This is a genomic window from Planctomicrobium stercoris, assembly GCF_051465655.1.
Lineage (GTDB): Bacteria > Planctomycetota > Planctomycetia > Planctomycetales > Planctomycetaceae > Planctomicrobium.
This window is the reverse complement of sequence record NZ_CP195791.1, coordinates 5,370,837-5,386,410: the sequence shown is the minus strand read 5'-3', so window position 1 is coordinate 5,386,410 and position 15,574 is coordinate 5,370,837. Positions and strand designations below refer to the sequence as shown.

Below are 15,574 nucleotides of genomic sequence, written 5' to 3'. Positions count from 1 at the left end.
GGCTCCTCATTCTTTCGCAACCTTGCTGGTCTGCGATCTCAGATCTTCTTTGGAGAGACTCTCCTTGCTGGGCTGGCTGCGTCAACTTCTGCCATCGGGGAGATCACAGCCCTCCCCCGCAGTCGCCCAGGCCCTGCGACTGATCCGCGCCCGGTACGATGCGGCCGTCACCAATGATGAAAATCGCCGGCACTGGGCCCATGCCGACAACCTGTCGGCCAACGCCGCCAACAGCCCGGATGTCCGCCGCCTCCTGCGAAACCGGGCCCGTTACGAAGTGGCCAACAACAGTTATGCCCGAGGGATTGTCCTCACACTGGCGAATGATGTGATCGGCACCGGCCCCCGGCTCCAGATATTGACCGGGAATTCGGAGGCGAACCATCAGATCGAACTGGAATGGATGCGGTGGTCCCGCACGGTGGGGCTCCCCGAAAAACTCCGCACTCTGCGGATGGCCAGAGCGTCCGATGGCGAAGGCTTCGCTGCCCTGGTCACAAACCCGAAGCTGCCAACGCCGGTCCAGCTTGACCTGAACTTGATCGAAGCGGATCAGGTGACGACTCCGGACCTGTACGGTTCGGAACCGAACGCCATTGATGGGATCACGTTTGACCGGTTCGGCAACCCGGTCGAGTATCATCTCCTTCGGCAGCATCCCGGCGACCCGAGCGGGATGCTGTACGGGGAATACATCCGGGTTCCGGCCCGGAACATGATTCACTATTACCGTCGGGATCGCGCAGGCCAAGGACGGGGAATCCCCGATATCACCCCGGCGCTGCCGCTGTTCGCCCATCTGCGGCGGTACACCCTGGCAGTGATCACCGCTGCCGAGATTGCTGCGATTCCGGGTGGTGTGCTGTATACCGATGCTCCTGCCAATGGCGAAGCCGACTCGGTCGAGCCGATGGATCTCATCGAACTCGAGCGGGGGATGCTGATGACGATGCCGGGTGGCTGGAAGATGAACCAGCTGGAGGCCGCTCAGCCCACCACCACCTATGCCGAATTCAAAAAGGAAATCCTGAACGAGATCGCCCGCTGTCTGAACATGCCGTTTGCGATCTCGGCCGGGAACTCCTCCGGTTACAACTATGCCTCCGGCCGACTCGATCACCAGATGTATTTCAAGGCGGTCCGGGTGGAGCAGGCCCATCTGGAAGCGGTCGTGCTGGACCGGATTCTGGCCGCCTGGCTGGCGGAAGCGGCCCTGATTCCGGGCTATCTGCCCCATCAAGTGAGTGCCGGATTCGCGGAGCACACCTGGTTCTTCGACGGCCATGAACATGTCGATCCGCTGAAAGAATCAAGTGCTCAGGCATTGCGACTGGCGAATCACACCACCACCTATGCCGATGAATACGCCCGGCGGGGTCTCGACTGGGAAACGCAGCTGCGTCAACGGGCCAAAGAACTGGAATTGATGAATCAACTCGGACTGAAACAGGCGTCAGGCTCCCGACGTCAGGCTTCAGGAGAGGAAGACGAGACCGACGACTTCGCACAGGACGACCATGCCGAACACGAACCTGCCGCCTGATCCTCGGCAACTTCCGGCCGATTTCCGAATCATCGAAGCACACGGGACGAGCGATTTCCGGTTGGAAGCCACCGATCCAGAATCGAGCGAACCCCGCAAGCTGCGTCGATTCAGCATGACCGCTTACACCGGTGGCAAACTCCTGCTGGCCAACTTTCCGTTCCCGGTGGTGGTGGATCTTTCCGGGCTGCGGATTCCGGCCAAAAGCCGACCGATCCTCCGCGATCATGACAGCGGCCGGATCGTGGGGCACACCGAGACCATCGAAATCAACGGTTCCTCGATTCGTCTGGCGGGGATCGTATCCGGCTCGAACGACCATGCCCGCGAGGTGAGCGAGTCCGGGGACAACGGGTTCCCCTGGCAGGCTTCCATCGGGGCCAGTGCGCAGCGGATGGTGTTCGTGGACCGGGGGGAAACGGTCGAGGTCAACGGTCGCAAGTTCACGGGGCCGCTGTATGTGGCCCGGCAGTCAACGTTGCGGGAAGTCAGTTTCGTGGCGCTGGGAGCGGATGATCAGGCGATCGCCCGCATGGCTGCCGGTTCTCCAGTCTCATCCAATCGTATCGAGGTGCAATCGATGGAATTCGAACAGTGGGTTCAGGCCCAGGGCTTTGACATCAACACGCTGAGCGAACAACAGTCTACCAGCCTGCGGGCGCTGTTCGGGGAGAGGCTTGAGGCGTCAGGCTCCGGGCTTCAGGAGGAAGAATCGGAGAACGTCACTGCTGACGAGAGAGTTGCTGCTCCCATGAATCCACAGGTCTCACCCCTCGCGTCTCAAGCCTCCTCCACGCCACCGCTCGATCCGATCGACCAATTGCGAAAGCGGTGGACCACCGAGCGGAAGCGAATCACCGCCATCTCGAATCTGTGCGCTGGAAAGTTTCCCGAATTGGAGGCACGCGCTGTGGATGAGGGGTGGGATCTGACCAAAGTCGAACTCGAACTGCTGCGAGCCGAACGGGCGGAGGTGCAGCCGATCTACGGTGAAGATGGCAGTGGTCGTCGGGCGGCCTCCCTCGAAGCCGCGCTCTGTATGACCGCCGGTCTGCCGGAGTCACGAGTCGGCCAGTGGTACGATGAGCGGGTGATGAACCAGGCGACCTCCCGCGAACTGCAGGGATCGAGCCTGCATATGTTGCTGTACGAGGTGATCCGGGCAACCGGCGGGCATATCCGGCCGGGAAAGATCGACAACGATGTGATCCGGGCGGCATTCATTGCCAACGACCGGCTGATCCAGGCATCGAGCGGGTTCTCGACGATCAGCCTGGCGGGGATTCTGTCCAACGTCGCCTCGAAGACGATGCTCGCCGCCTACGAGGCGGTAAACGCGGTCGCCACCCAGATCTGTGGAGCGACCGACGTCAACGATTTCAAACAGGTGACCCGGTACCGCATGACTGCTGCCGGCATCTTTCAGAAAGTCGGGGCCGATGGGGAGATCAAGCACGCCGGACTGGACGAAGAGGCTTATACCAACCAGATCGAGACCTGGGGCCGGATGATCGCCCTCACCCGGCAGATGATGATCAATGATGACCTGGGGGCATTTCTGCAAATCCCGCGGGCCATTGGCCGGATGTCTGCCCTGGCGCTGGAAGAAGTGGTGTTCACGCTGCTGCTGTCGAACCCGAACAACTTCTTCTCCACGAATCACAAGAACTACTTCGAGGGGGCGGAGAGCGTTCTTGATATCGAGTCGCTGACGGTCGCCGAGCAGATGTTTCTGGATCGGGTCGATTCCCAGGGGAAGCCGATCCTGGTGCAGCCGGCGATCATCCTCGTGCCGACATCGCTGAAAGTGACGGCCGAGCAGCTATTCAAGGAACTGCCACTCAATCAGGTGCCGGCCAATAACAAGGCCAAGCCGGTCAACAACCCACATGCCGGGAAGTTCCGGCCGATCTGCTCGCCGTATCTCAGCGTGACGTCGATGCCCGGTCACAGCAGTACCGCGTGGTATCTGCTGGCGCAGCCAAATGATGTCGCCGCACTGGAGATCGCGTATCTGCGAGGCAAGCGGGTGCCGACGATTGAAAGTGGAGAAACCGATTTCAATACGCTCGGCATGCAGTGGCGGGGTTACTTCGATTTCGGAGTCGCCATGCAGGATCACCGGGCGGCGGTCAAATCAAAAGGGGCCGCGTGAGGATCAGGCTTCTGACCACAGGCTTCCGGCTTCAGGACTGTGGTCGCTGTTTCTCGTTTCTTCCTGAAGCCTGACGCCTCAATTCTGGAGCCGGCCTCATGGCACAAGCAGTGTTTGTTCACGAAGGGGCCGCGATCGATTATGTCCCTGGGGCGGAAATCGCCGCTGGTGATGTCATCGTCCAGGGGGATCTGATCGGAGTGGCCCGACTCGATCTGAAAGCGGGGGTCCTCGGAGCACTCGCGGTGGCCGGGGTGTTCGACTTCCCCAAGGCGACCGGGGCCAGCACAGCGATCACCGCCGGCGTCAATGTCTATTGGGACGTCGCGGATGCGGAGGCCAAGACCGACAGCGAATCCGGGGCCAACAGGCTGATCGGCAAGACGGTTGCTGCTGCCGGGGATAATGAGGCCACCGTCCGCGTGCGGATGTCACAGTAAGGGACTTCAGGCCCCGGGCTCCAGGCTTAAGGAGTTCTGGTCCTTTTCCTGAAGCCGGAGGACTGAAGCCCGATGCCTGATCTTCTCTCTCAAGGGTCCGCCTGGCTGGAACAGCAGCGGACTCGGCATCTGGCCACGAGTGTGACCTATGTTCGCGGGGAAACGTCGATTGACGTACTCGCCACGATCGGTCGCACGAAGTTCGAAACCGATGATGGGCATACTGTCCGGATCGAGTTCACCGATCGCGATTTTCTGATCCTGGTGGCGGACCTGATGTTTGCTGGACAGGCGACCGAACCGGAGCGTGGGGATCTGATCCATGAAGGGGATCGCGAGTTCGAGGTGCTGGACTGGCGATATTCCGATCCGTATCGCCAGACATTTCGGATCACCACGAAGCAGGCTTGAGGCTCCAGGACGATGATGCTCATCACCCAAGTTGCTGCCGCTATCGTTTCCGAACTGAACGCTGCAACATTCAGTCTGCCGTTCACGGCGGTGCGATCGTATCTGCCACGCGTGGAACTGGCGGAACTCAAGACGCTGACAGTGACCGTGGTACCGAGTGGCCTGTCGGTGGTCACGGCTTCACGCGGTCAAACGCAGCAGGAAGTGGGGATCGATGTCGCTGTCCAGCAGAAACTGAGCGGTGAGGACAATATAGACCTCGATCCACTGCTGGCCCTCGCTGAGGAGATTGCTGTTCACTTTCGCGGGAAACGTCTCGACAGCTTTCCAAACGCCATCTGGGTGAAGACCGAGTTTAAACCGATCTACGCCCCCGAGCACATTGATCAGCTGCGGACGTTCACGAGTGTGCAGACACTCACGTTTCGAGTGATTGGAGAGTAGGCCCCAGGCTTCAGGCGTCAGGCTCCAGAAAAGTGAAGTCACGCATGGAATCCTCCCTGAAGCCTGAGGTCTGGAGCCAGAAGCCCGATGTTCATCGGTCTCCGCCTTTCGCAGGCAAAGCAGCTGTTCTTCGATCGGCAGAAAGTACTCTCGAAAGTCAGCCGGGCGGAACGGCGAGTGCTGTCCCGGTTCGGCGCCTATGTCCGGCAGGATGCCAAACAGCGGATTCGTCGCCGTCAGCGTCCGTCGAATCGGGATGAATCCCCGACCAACCAGACCGGGCTGCTCAAGCGGCACATCTATTTCGTGTTCGATCCCGATCGCCGCTCGGTCGTGATCGGACCAGCACAGCTCAGCACCGGAACCAATGCCCCCACCACGCTGGAATACGGCGGAACCACGACCATCAATCTCCCCCGTCGTCAGCCGGTGCAGGTGAGGATCGAGGCTCGACCCTACATGGGACCGGCGTTTCGCCAGGAACTCCCCAAAGTCCCCGCCCTGTGGCGCGATTCGGTCAGGTAGGCCTGCGGCTTCAATCAAAGGCTGAAGGCGGAAGGCTGTAGCAAAGGCAATTCATGCAGAGCGACCGCGCGAACGATCTCCTGAATCCCGTTCCCCTCACACCTTTAGGCATGAATGGCAATGGGTATGTTGTCATTCCCAAGTGGTTCGTCTCGTTTCTGAGTTTCACGGTCTCGGTGATTTTCGTCGGGGCGATCCTGTGGGCCTGGCAGATGAGTTCCGATGTGAGCGCCATCAAAGCAGAAGTCCGGGCGCAGAACGAACTGCGGGGAGCGGAACTCGAAGACATCCGTCGCCGTCTGGCCCGCCACGATGACCTGATTGACAGGCTTCAGACCTCGGGCTTCGGGCTCCCGGAAAGAAGGGAGTCTCGATGACAGTTGCGATGATGCCACACCCTCTGGAGCCTGACGCCAGGAGCCTGGGGCCTGATTTTCAGCCCTTGGATATCGCTGCCTGTTACGGCACCGGAATGACGGCCAGCGTCATCCGTTACGGCACCGCTTCTTTGCTGGCCCCCTCCCGATTGCGGATTGGGCCCTCCCATGTGGCGGTCCTCTGCGAATACCACGGCCGGATGATCTGGGTCGAATCGACCACGCAGTGCCTTCACCCCTGTGTGGTGCTCGGTCGACGAACCTCGGGGGTGCAGGCCCATCTGCCCGAAATCCGGATTCTGGACTATGTCGCTGCCGGCGGACATGTCGATCTATACCGGCTCACGCCAATCGAAAAGTTGTCTCACGCGGAGAGCGATCTGCTGACCCGCATTCTGGTGCGGCATTTCATCGGCCAGGAAGTGACCTACGACCTGGGGGGAGCGCTCCTCTCCGGCACCCGGCTGTTCAAACGGACCCGGCTGCTCCCCTCCGCCGACCTCAACGAACTGTTCTGCTCGGAACTGGTCGCGGCTGTCTGCATGCGGCTGGGGCGAATGAACCGCTCGAACCCGACCCGGTTCAACCCCGCCTGCCTGCTGCGGGATCTGGTTCATCAGGGGACGTTTCAATTCGTGCGGACCTTCGGCCCGCAGGCTTCAGGCGACAGGCTCCAGACTTCAGGAAAGGCAGGTCATGGTTGATTCGGTTCCGTGGAGGGCGATCTTGAACCGTTTGCTGAGGGGGGCATTCGCTCTCAGTCTGCTGTTCCTCCTGGGGCCTCATGCCTGGGGTCTGGAGCCTGACCGAGTTGTCGTGATGGTCGATGGCTGCAGCGGTGTCTGTGTCGATTCTTCCGGGCTGGTGCTCACTGCGAAACATTGCGATCTCCCCCCGATGGTCACCATTCGGTTCAAGGACCGGACCGCGCGTGCGACACGTATCTATACGTGTCCCGAGACGGAGGGACCGGTGGTCTATGACTGTGAAGGAGAGGGTTATCCCTTCCTGCCGGTCGCCGCCACACCCCCGCGAGTCGGTGAACGGGTCTGGTCCTGCGGCTATCCGCACCTGAATGGCAGGCGAGAACTCCGCTGGGCCAGTGGCCCCGTGCTGCGGTGGAGTGTGTTTGAGTATGCCGGTGGTGCATTCAATGGCAACGTCATCGGGTTCATGACCGCACCCGGATGGAGCGGTGGTCCGCTGCTGAATGCGAAAGGGGAAGTCTGCGGGCTGCTCAACAGCAGCGACCGTTCCACCAGCGTGTTCATCTCCTCGGCCGCTGTCCGTCAGGCATCTGTCGCCACGCGGCCGCGTGGGGAATCCACTCCACCCGCCATCGCGGATGGTCGTCCCAAGTTGTATGTGTTCGGCTCAATGAGTTGTGGGCCCTGCCGGAAATTCAAACAGAATTTCAGCGAGAACGCAGACCTGCGGCGGATTCTGGAAGCGGCCTTTACCGTTGAGTTTGTGGATGCTGACCAGCAGACCGATCTGGCCCAGCGGTTCAACATCAGCGAAGTCCCGACGTTTCTGGTTCCGGGACGCGACAGAATCATCGGTTATGAGAATGGCGAGATGCTGTTGATCGCCCTGGGGCTGCGATCAGAAATCGCAGCCCGGCCACCCCCTGATCGTGATGGGGCACCTGATCCCGTTGATCCACAGCCGCCGCAACCCGATAGGGTGCCGGAACCAACGATCCCCGTTGAGCCATCGGTTGCTGAGCCACCGTTGATGGAATCTCCAGCACCGTCAGTTCCCGTTGAACCATCCCTCATCGCATCGCCCAACGTCGCCGATCATCTGGATCGATTGAGTGGACTGGTTCAATCGGGGATCTCGATCGCCACCTGGCTGGGGATCGGGGGGATGACGGGAGGCGCTGGCGGCCTCGTTCTGGGCGGAGTTGCCCTGTGGCGGACGATCAGCAAACGCCGTCGATCCCGCGCAGCCCGGGATCCACCGGAACCGCGCGTCCCTCCTCCGGTGGTGACCGTTGAGAGTCCCCCGCCCCCGCAGGCGATTGTGCGGGAGAACCAGTTTGTCCCCTATGAGCGGGACACCTATGCCGAAGCGTTCGCCTGGGCCAGTGCGGAACTGGCCCGTAAATATCCCGGATCGGTCTCGACCCTCGAAACCCTCCGCGGCCTCATCGACCAATACCTCGCTGCCCGGGGACTGACCGGGCGCTCCTCCTCAGGAACCTGAACATGGCTTCACAGATCTCTCACGATGCGTTTCTCTGGTACAACGTCGGCGACTGGGCCAAATACGGCCTGGCGGTCCCCAACTGGAGCGATGACAGTCATTCCCAGAATGACACGATCCGCTACCTGGTTTCCGTCATGGGCCGGAACCTGCAGAACATCCTGTGGCACACCGATGCCCGGCTGACCGTCCCCCCCAGCATCAACACGCTGACCCGGATCCACAAGCTCTGCACCCGGGCCCGCTCCATTCTGTTCTCCCGTTCGGTTGCCTCCGGGACGCCGAACATGGAACCGATTCACGCCCTGCCGGCAGCCGAGGAGTTCCTGCTGTACCCCACCCCCTACTTCCGGGTCCGGAATCAGTGGCTGAAGCAGTACTGCGGACTGGTGTTGTTGGCCCAGACGGAAGCGATTCAACATCAGGAGAATGCCCGTCCGCTGGAGATCAGTGAAGCGTTCTCCGGTCTGATCGGCCAGTACATCCAGCGGGTCTATCGCCTGATGGCGGTGGAACTGTTCCGGGTTCCGCTGGAGCAGGCGAGTGCAGGAGATTTCACCCTCAGTGAAGCGCAACTGGCGGCGTACAACCCCTCCGCCTGGTTCACCTCGACCGAGATGATCGACACGGTCCCCTCACTGCAGGATTGGCCGACCGAGGATCAGCTCAAGGTGCTGACCAACGGGATCCCAATCAGTCAGCTGCCGCAACTCCCCCGCTGGCCCTCCTCGCCCCAGGCTGGTGTGACTGGTACGACAGCAACGCCTGCCGGCAGCGGCGAATCGTTCGCGCCCTCACCGACGGTCTGATGCGGAGGTGATCAGGAATGTATGAGTATCGGACCCGGATTACTCGGGTGATTGATGGGGACACGGTGGTGGGGGAGATCGATCTGGGATTCCGCATCGCTCTCACGGTCACCCTGCGGCTGGTGGGGATCAATGCCCCCGAGATCCGGGGTTCCGAACGTCCTCGGGGACTTGCCGCCCGGCAGTACCTCGAATCTCTGCTGGAGGAACTGACCGGCCAGACCGGTCAGTTGGTGGTCCGCACACAGCAGGATGTCACTGAAAAGTATGGCCGCTACCTGGCGGAACTGATCAGTGGTGAGGTGAACCTCAATCACGCCCTGGTCACTGCCGGACATGCTGTCCCGACCAATTCCAGAGGACAGTCCATTTCACGAGAATGATTGAGAGGATCTATCGATGGGCGTACGGTTGGGACTCGATGCCAAACTGTTCCGGAATTCCGGCAGTTACGAATCTCCCAGTTGGCAGGAGATGCCGAACGTCAAGGATCTGACGCTGAACGTGGAAGCGGGAGAAGCGGATGCGTCCACGCGGGGCAACGCCGGCTGGCGGGCAATCCTGGCGACACTCAAGGATGGCTCGATCGAGTTTGAGATGGTCTGGGATACGGCGGATGCCGGGTTCACCGCCATCAAGGATGCGTTTTTTGGCAACACCTCAGTCGAGTTTGCGGCCCTGGATGGGGCTGTCACATCAGCTGGTTCCCAGGGACTGCGGGCGACGATGGCGATCACCACGTTCAGTCGGAACGAACCATTGGAGGAGGCAATCACTGTTTCGGTGACCGCGAAGCCGACCTATGCCGAACATCCTCCCGAGTGGATGACGACCACGTAACCTGGAGCCAACTCTTTTCATGAAATCCTTCACTGACCGCCAGGGGCGCTCCTGGACCATCGAGATCAACTACACCTCGCTGCGGCGGGTGCATGCGCTGACCGGGATCAACCTGACCCGGATCGTCGATCCCCATTCGAACGTGATGGAACAGTTGACCGGCGATCCGTTTGTGTTGTTTGACTGCCTGGTTGCCGTTCTCCAGCCGCAACTCGATGAGAAAGGGCTCAGTCCCGAACAATTCGGTGAAGCCCTTGATGAAGAGTCCGGTGACAAAGCCTCGATGGCGCTGATTGAGGCGATCATCGATTTTTTCCCGGAAGGGAAGCGGATGCTGCTGAGGCGGGCGCTGACGAAAGTCCTGACAGCCGCGGAACGCCGACAACTGGCGACGTTGGACCAGGCCCTGCAGGCGGTGGAGAGTCCGGAGTTCAACCAGGCGATCGAAACCGCTCTCGACGAAGCCGGTCGATCGATTGTTTCAAGCTCGGCTACGAACTCGCCGGCATCATCGGCGTTGACCCCGGCCCGCTGACGCTGCGGCAGCTTTGCTGGATGGCCGATGCCGCGTCCCGCGACCGCTGGAACCATACCGCTTCCCTCCTCGCCCTGATCACGAACTGCCATCGCGATCCGAAAAAAGCCCGCGCTGCCCGGCCCCGGGACTTTCATCCGCATGCCAGACCGCAGCGGAGTCCGCCCGATGATCAGAAACCCCGCGTGGGTGTGGATGTGCTGAAACAAGTGTTTCTGCGAGGGGTGAGTCCTGAGTCGTGAGACTTGAGGACGCCCAGGCGAGCCGTTCCTCATTCCTCAAGCCTCACTTCTCAAGCCTATTATGCCTCCCTCTGGTGCGATTCGTGCTGCCCGGGCCTATGTCGAACTCTTCGCCGATGACTCGAAACTCGTGCGGGGGCTGCGACGGGCGCAGGCGAAACTGAAAGCGTTCGGAAAATCTGTTCAACAATTCGGCCGTCAGCTGCTCACCATCGGGTCGCTGGCGGTCGTGCCGTTTGCACTCTCCGCACAGGCGCTCGCCAGTTTCGAATCGCAGATGGCCCGCGTCAAAGCGCTCACCGGCGCGACCGGCGAGCAATTCACCCGATTGGAACAGGAAGCCAAACGGCTCGGAGCAACCACCGTCTTTTCCGCCAGTCAGGCAGCGGAGGCGATGAGTTCGTTTGCCCTGGCCGGGTTCAGCGTTGATCAGATTCTGACCGCGATTGGTCCGACACTCGATCTGGCAGCCGCCGGGCAGATTGAAATTGCCGAAGCGGCCGACATCGCGGCCAAGATCATGTCCGGGATGGGACTCTCAGCGGATCATCTGGGGCATGCCGTCGATGTGATGGCCAAGGCAATGACGACCGCCAACACCGATTTGACGATGCTGGGGGAAGCGTTCAAGTATGTCGGTCCGATGGCCAAATCCGCCGGGATCTCGCTGGAGGAGATCACCGGGGCGGTCCAGATGCTCTCCAATGCCGGGATTCAGGGGGAGATGGCCGGTTCGACACTGCGGGGGATCCTGCTGTCGCTCACTTCCCCCTCGGCCGCGGCTGCCAACGAGTTGAAACGCCTCGGGGTGCGGGTGACCGATGAAGCCGGGAATGTCCGGGGACTGGCCGACATCCTCGGTGATCTGGAACGGGGGCTTTCCGGTGTGGGCTCCGGCGAAAAGCTGCGGGTGCTGGGGACGATCTTTCCAGCGCGACAGGCTGCCGGCGCTGCGGAACTGGTCTCGCAGGGAGCGGACCGGCTGCGGGAAGCGACGGCTGCCCTCGGGGATGCTTCCGGGACCGCTTCCCGGATCGCGGGAACGCAACTCGATACGCTCAAGGGGGATGTCACGATTCTACTCTCGGCGCTGGAAGGGGTGGCGATTGCCATTGGAGAAGCGTTTGGTTCAGAACTGCGGGCTGCCGTGCGGGGGGTGACGTCGTTCCTGTCAGCACTGGGAACCTGGATCGGTGAGAACAAACAGGTGGTCCTGACCACGGTGGGGATCATCGTCGGCATTCTGGCAGCCGGTGTGGCGCTGATCGGCCTGGGCGGGGCGATTCAGCTCGTGGCGTTCGGCCTGGGAGGACTGGCCACCGCCGTCGGGACGGTCGCCTCACTGCTCGGAGCGCTCCTTTCCCCGATCGGACTGATCCTGGCGGGGATCGGAGCACTCGGCGCATACCTCATATATACATCCGATCTCGGCGGTCAGGCGCTCGACTGGCTTGGAGCCCAGTTCAACGCCCTGAAATCGACCGCTATTCGAGCCTTTGGTGGGATTGGCGATGCGCTGGCTGCTGGTGACCTCGGTCTGGCGGCCCGGATTCTGTGGCTGACACTGGAAATGGAGTGGCAGAAGGGGATCAACGCCCTCAACCAGCAGTGGGTGGAAGTCAAACGGTTCTTCGTGGCGGTCTGGACCGAAGCGGTCTATGGCGCAGCGGAAGTCTCCGCGAATGCCTGGGCCGGGCTGCAGGCCGGCTGGGCCGAGACAGTCGACTTCCTGGCCGATGCCTGGGCGCTGTTCACAACCGGTCTGACCAAGACCTGGAACACTGCGATCGGCTTCATCCGCAAAGCCTGGGTCCGGCTCAAGTCTCTATTCGATTCGGAGATTGATGCCGAAGCGGAAATCACGCGGATCAATGCGGAGGTCTCGGGAAAGAACGAATCAGCCGATTCCCAGCGGAATCAGGAGATCTTCGCCCGCGAACAGCAACGACGAGCCCGGTTGACACAGATCGGCGAGGAACGGTCCGGCACGCTGACTGAACTGGAACAGATGCGGGATGCCGAGCATCAGCGGAACGCGCAGCAGTTCGCCACCGAGGTCCAGGACTCACAGGCAGCACTCGATGCCGCCCGTCGGGAATGGCAGGCGGCACTCGAGGTCACCTCCCGCAAACGCTCCGCAGCCGAGGCTGGTGAATCTCCGGATCAGAAGGCTCCCGCTGACTTGCTCAAAGAGCTGGAGAAAAAGCTGACCGATGCAGGATCCGGTCTGCAGGCAGCTGCCGACAAAGTCAGCGTCAGTGGGACATTCAACGCCGCTGCGGTGCGGGGACTCTCCGGGGTGGGTCCCGAGGAACGGACCGCGAAAGCGACCGAAGAGACTGCCAAGAACACCAAGCGGCTGCTGGATGAAGCCCGTTTCGGACCGGCATTTACCTGAGTCGGATGAGTGGAACGATGCCGATCGAAGTGTTTGAAAAATGGGATTCGCGCGAGTCGACGATCAGCGAGAACTCTTCGATCGATCTGCGGTTCCTCATTCGCGGTACAGCTGATGATGCGGAAGCCCGCAATGCGCTGGTGGCCGCCTCCCCCGTGCTGTACGGCGGTCTGGTCCGGCAATCGGCCCATACGGAACGCATTGCGGAAGAGGCCTGGGAAGGGACGGTCCGCTACGGCGTGCAGGAACCGAAACAGGTCGGTGACTCCACGTTCTCGTTCGACACCGGAGGTGGAACCCAGCATGTCACCCAGGCGCTCGCGACGGTCGGGGCGTATGCAGCCTCCGGACCGGCCCCCAACTTCCGAGGGGCGATCGGCGCCACGCCCGATGGGGTGGAAGGGGTGGACATCACCGTCCCGGTCTACAACTTCGCCGAGACGCATTACATCGCCGCCGACCTGGTGACGGAGGGTTACAAGTCCACGCTATTTCATCTGACCGGCACGATTAACAACGGGATCTTCCGTGGGTTCAACACGGGAGAAGTGCTGTTCCTGGGGGCTTCCGGTTCCAAGCGGGGCCCGGAGGACTGGGAGATCTCGTACCGGTTCGCAGCCAGTCCGAACGTCAGCGGGCTGGTGGTGGGTGACATTGGCGGGATCACCAAGCGGGGCTGGGATTATCTGTGGGTGCGGTATGAGGATGCCGAAGATACCGCCGCGCGGGTGCTCGTGAAACGCCCCGTGGGGGTGTATGTCGAGCAGGTCTACCCCATGGGAAACTTTGGAGGCTTGGGGATCTGAGCCATGGGTGACCCTTTCAAGAAGGTGCAACGCGGCGATCCGCTGCGGATTCCGGCCGAGACGTTCAATACGCTCCTGGATGCCGCCCGGGATTTTAAGTCTCGCCAGCAGTCCACACAGCGAAATTCGGTTCCAAGTGCCCGCTCGAACAGCCAGACCCGGGTCCGGAACCAGACCGGGGGCGATCGAAACCTGTTCGAGGTGGTGCAGCTGGCCGGTCCCCTGATCGGTCCTGCGGACAACCTCCCGGAATATCTGCAGCAGACCAGCTTCAATGGTGGCCCGATTGAAGAGGAAGGAGAGGACCGGGTCGCCATTCTCCAGGAGCCGTGTCCCGCAGGGTCGATCCGCTCAGCCGTCCATGCCGGGGTGAGCATTGCCCGGCTGACAGGCAAGACCGGAAAGTCCCGGGCCACGACAGTTCCGGGATCTTATGCACTCCGCTCAGGCCGGACCGGACCGTTCGTGATCCTGCACGATCCCGGACCGGAGGATCAGGAACGCTACGCGGTGGTCCGGTTCGGGGAACTCCCCCAGAACGAAACCGTCCTGTTCGAGATCGAATCGCTCTGTGAGCCAGCGGGAGCCGGTGAAGATGAGGACTGCGACTGTGGCCCGGGCTGTTTCTACTCCGCCGTGCTGTACGAATCGTGTGGCACCCGCACTCCGGACCGGATCCGGGTGTACGACTTTACCGGCTGCCACTTCGAAGGGGATCCGGAAGAGCTGATCGGGTGCCGGGGAATCGCCACTCGCCTGCAGCAGCATGGAGACCTGTTCGGGCTGGCGGGAGAACCCTGTTGCTGCTGGGTGGTCGTCTCGCTCTGTCCTCCCGGTGGGAGTTCTGGAGAAAGTTCCGGCTCCTCCGGGTTCTCCTCCGAGGAGAGTAGCGGAGCATCTTCAGCAGAGAGCAGTGGCGATTCGAGCGAGGACTCTCCCTCTTCCGCAGACTCCTCGGAAGATCTCCCCAGTGAGGGTTCCTCGACGGGGAGCAGCGGTGATTCGAGCGCAGACTCTTCCGCTCCCAGCAGTGGCGCGTCCAGTGCGGATTCCACCGACCCGACCAGCGGCAGCAGCGGAGGCTCCTCGGGAGGGACTTCGGCCGACTCCAGCGGGGTCGCCAGCCAGCCCTCTTCCGGGCATTCCAGCCACGATTCCACAGACTCGGATCCGTTCCCCAGTGGAAATTCTTCAGCAGGCTCCAGCGGTGATTCCTCCGGCGACAGTCAGCCGGACTCCTCCGATGACTTCCCCGAGCCCGGGAGCGAGAGTTCCGCCACCAGCGGCAGTTCGGGCAGCAGTGAGGGGAGCAGTTCCGGCACCAGTGGAGGATCCAGCGGAGGGACGAGTGGAACAACCAGTTCCGGAACCAGTTCCGCTCCCCCTCCACTTCCCCCGGTCACCGGCTGTACCGCCTGCGGTTCGGTGCCGCAGCAACTGAATGCGGCTCTGGTGAACGCCGCAGCCCCCGGCACACCGACCGTCGATCTGACGCTGAACTATGTTGGGTTTGAATCGGGGTCACACACCTGGCGGGGGAGCGCGGACTGGGAAGGTTCTCCCAGCGGCACGCTGTACATGATCCTGCTGTGCGACAACCACAACCACCGGTTCATCGCAGGTCTCAACTGCGTCGATCCCTATCAGTGCTTCTACGACCCGTTCATGGAGATGGAGTACTGCTACTGGAACTACAACCGCTATGACCAGGGTCGACTGTTCCTGGATTCCTGCGATCCCCTGCTGCTGCGGATCCAGGACTATTCCACCGGGGTCTGGGGGCTGGGAGAAGAGTGCGGCGGGATTGCTGTGGGAACCAGCTTCATCACGGAATGAGC

Annotated in this window: 17 protein-coding genes; all 17 read left to right on the top strand. The window is 61.6% G+C overall.

All coding sequences use genetic code 11. The annotated features are described in order from the left end of the window. Positions 1-64: 64 nt before the first annotated feature. The 17 genes from SH661x_RS21850 (at position 65) to SH661x_RS21770 (ending at position 15,572) form a co-directional block, all read left to right on the top strand. Positions 65-1,543 carry a phage portal protein gene (locus SH661x_RS21850; protein WP_437226030.1) on the top strand — a complete coding sequence of 493 codons (1,479 nt, stop codon included), beginning with the start codon at positions 65-67 and terminating at the stop codon, positions 1,541-1,543. Then, positions 1,518-3,698: a phage major capsid protein gene (locus SH661x_RS21845; protein WP_437226028.1), complete on the top strand. Its 2,181-nt coding sequence runs from the start codon at positions 1,518-1,520 to the stop codon at positions 3,696-3,698. The genes SH661x_RS21850 and SH661x_RS21845 overlap by 26 nt, the downstream gene beginning before the upstream one ends. 98 nt (positions 3,699-3,796) lie before the next feature. After that, positions 3,797-4,138 carry a DUF2190 family protein gene (locus SH661x_RS21840; RefSeq protein ID WP_437226026.1) on the top strand — a complete coding sequence of 114 codons (342 nt, stop codon included), beginning with the start codon at positions 3,797-3,799 and terminating at the stop codon, positions 4,136-4,138. A gap of 72 nt (positions 4,139-4,210) precedes the next feature. Further along, entirely contained in the window at positions 4,211-4,549 is a 339-nt protein-coding gene (locus tag SH661x_RS21835; RefSeq protein WP_437226024.1) for a hypothetical protein, read from the top strand. Between the two features lie 12 nt (positions 4,550-4,561). After that, positions 4,562-4,993, top strand: coding sequence for a hypothetical protein (locus SH661x_RS21830; protein ID WP_437226022.1), 432 nt, complete (start codon positions 4,562-4,564; stop codon positions 4,991-4,993). An 87-nt stretch (positions 4,994-5,080) separates the two neighbouring features. Then, positions 5,081-5,518 (top strand): hypothetical protein, encoded by a 438-nt coding sequence (locus tag SH661x_RS21825; RefSeq protein ID WP_437226020.1) that lies wholly within the window; start codon positions 5,081-5,083, stop codon positions 5,516-5,518. Between the two features lie 53 nt (positions 5,519-5,571). Beyond that, complete coding sequence (locus tag SH661x_RS21820; RefSeq protein WP_437226018.1) at positions 5,572-5,895, top strand: hypothetical protein; 324 nt, start codon at positions 5,572-5,574, stop codon at positions 5,893-5,895. Between the two features lie 8 nt (positions 5,896-5,903). Beyond that, complete coding sequence (locus SH661x_RS21815) at positions 5,904-6,599, top strand: hypothetical protein (protein ID WP_437226017.1); 696 nt, start codon at positions 5,904-5,906, stop codon at positions 6,597-6,599. 22 nt (positions 6,600-6,621) lie between these two features. Beyond that, complete coding sequence (locus SH661x_RS21810; protein WP_437226015.1) at positions 6,622-8,106, top strand: trypsin-like peptidase domain-containing protein; 1,485 nt, start codon at positions 6,622-6,624, stop codon at positions 8,104-8,106. Positions 8,107-8,108: 2 nt separating this feature from the next. Further along, positions 8,109-8,915, top strand: a complete 807-nt coding sequence (locus SH661x_RS21805; protein ID WP_437226013.1) for a hypothetical protein — start codon at positions 8,109-8,111, stop codon at positions 8,913-8,915. 17 nt (positions 8,916-8,932) lie between these two features. Further along, complete coding sequence (locus SH661x_RS21800; RefSeq protein WP_437226011.1) at positions 8,933-9,298, top strand: thermonuclease family protein; 366 nt, start codon at positions 8,933-8,935, stop codon at positions 9,296-9,298. A gap of 16 nt (positions 9,299-9,314) precedes the next feature. Continuing rightward, complete coding sequence (locus SH661x_RS21795) at positions 9,315-9,755, top strand: phage tail tube protein (RefSeq protein ID WP_437226009.1); 441 nt, start codon at positions 9,315-9,317, stop codon at positions 9,753-9,755. Positions 9,756-9,774: 19 nt separating this feature from the next. Continuing rightward, positions 9,775-10,290: a hypothetical protein gene (locus SH661x_RS21790; RefSeq protein WP_437226007.1), complete on the top strand. Its 516-nt coding sequence runs from the start codon at positions 9,775-9,777 to the stop codon at positions 10,288-10,290. Between the two features lie 20 nt (positions 10,291-10,310). Then, a complete protein-coding gene (locus tag SH661x_RS21785; RefSeq protein WP_437226005.1) occupies positions 10,311-10,532 on the top strand; it encodes a hypothetical protein in 222 nt (73 codons plus the stop codon). A 61-nt stretch (positions 10,533-10,593) separates the two neighbouring features. Continuing rightward, positions 10,594-12,930 carry a phage tail tape measure protein gene (locus SH661x_RS21780; protein ID WP_437226003.1) on the top strand — a complete coding sequence of 779 codons (2,337 nt, stop codon included), beginning with the start codon at positions 10,594-10,596 and terminating at the stop codon, positions 12,928-12,930. A gap of 17 nt (positions 12,931-12,947) precedes the next feature. Then, a complete protein-coding gene (locus SH661x_RS21775) occupies positions 12,948-13,736 on the top strand; it encodes a hypothetical protein (protein WP_437226001.1) in 789 nt (262 codons plus the stop codon). Between the two features lie 3 nt (positions 13,737-13,739). Next, on the top strand, positions 13,740-15,572 hold the full coding sequence (locus SH661x_RS21770) for a hypothetical protein (RefSeq protein ID WP_437225999.1): 1,833 nt from the start codon (positions 13,740-13,742) through the stop codon (positions 15,570-15,572). Positions 15,573-15,574 lie beyond the last annotated feature (2 nt).

Bases quoted from the DNA above. Each gene is read 5' to 3' on its own strand.
- SH661x_RS21815 (WP_437226017.1), top strand. From the start codon at position 5,904: ATGATGCCACACCCTCTGGAGCCTGACGCCAGGAGCCTGGGGCCTGAT.
- SH661x_RS21830 (WP_437226022.1), top strand. From the start codon at position 4,562: ATGATGCTCATCACCCAAGTTGCTGCCGCTATCGTTTCCGAACTGAAC.
- SH661x_RS21795 (WP_437226009.1), top strand. From the start codon at position 9,315: ATGGGCGTACGGTTGGGACTCGATGCCAAACTGTTCCGGAATTCCGGC.
- SH661x_RS21770 (WP_437225999.1), top strand. From the start codon at position 13,740: ATGGGTGACCCTTTCAAGAAGGTGCAACGCGGCGATCCGCTGCGGATT.
- SH661x_RS21820 (WP_437226018.1), top strand. From the start codon at position 5,572: ATGCAGAGCGACCGCGCGAACGATCTCCTGAATCCCGTTCCCCTCACA.
- SH661x_RS21825 (WP_437226020.1), top strand. From the start codon at position 5,081: ATGTTCATCGGTCTCCGCCTTTCGCAGGCAAAGCAGCTGTTCTTCGAT.
- SH661x_RS21775 (WP_437226001.1), top strand. From the start codon at position 12,948: ATGCCGATCGAAGTGTTTGAAAAATGGGATTCGCGCGAGTCGACGATC.
- SH661x_RS21805 (WP_437226013.1), top strand. From the start codon at position 8,109: ATGGCTTCACAGATCTCTCACGATGCGTTTCTCTGGTACAACGTCGGC.
- SH661x_RS21840 (WP_437226026.1), top strand. From the start codon at position 3,797: ATGGCACAAGCAGTGTTTGTTCACGAAGGGGCCGCGATCGATTATGTC.
- SH661x_RS21780 (WP_437226003.1), top strand. From the start codon at position 10,594: ATGCCTCCCTCTGGTGCGATTCGTGCTGCCCGGGCCTATGTCGAACTC.
- SH661x_RS21785 (WP_437226005.1), top strand. From the start codon at position 10,311: ATGGCCGATGCCGCGTCCCGCGACCGCTGGAACCATACCGCTTCCCTC.
- SH661x_RS21845 (WP_437226028.1), top strand. From the start codon at position 1,518: ATGCCGAACACGAACCTGCCGCCTGATCCTCGGCAACTTCCGGCCGAT.
- SH661x_RS21790 (WP_437226007.1), top strand. From the start codon at position 9,775: ATGAAATCCTTCACTGACCGCCAGGGGCGCTCCTGGACCATCGAGATC.
- SH661x_RS21835 (WP_437226024.1), top strand. From the start codon at position 4,211: ATGCCTGATCTTCTCTCTCAAGGGTCCGCCTGGCTGGAACAGCAGCGG.
- SH661x_RS21800 (WP_437226011.1), top strand. From the start codon at position 8,933: ATGTATGAGTATCGGACCCGGATTACTCGGGTGATTGATGGGGACACG.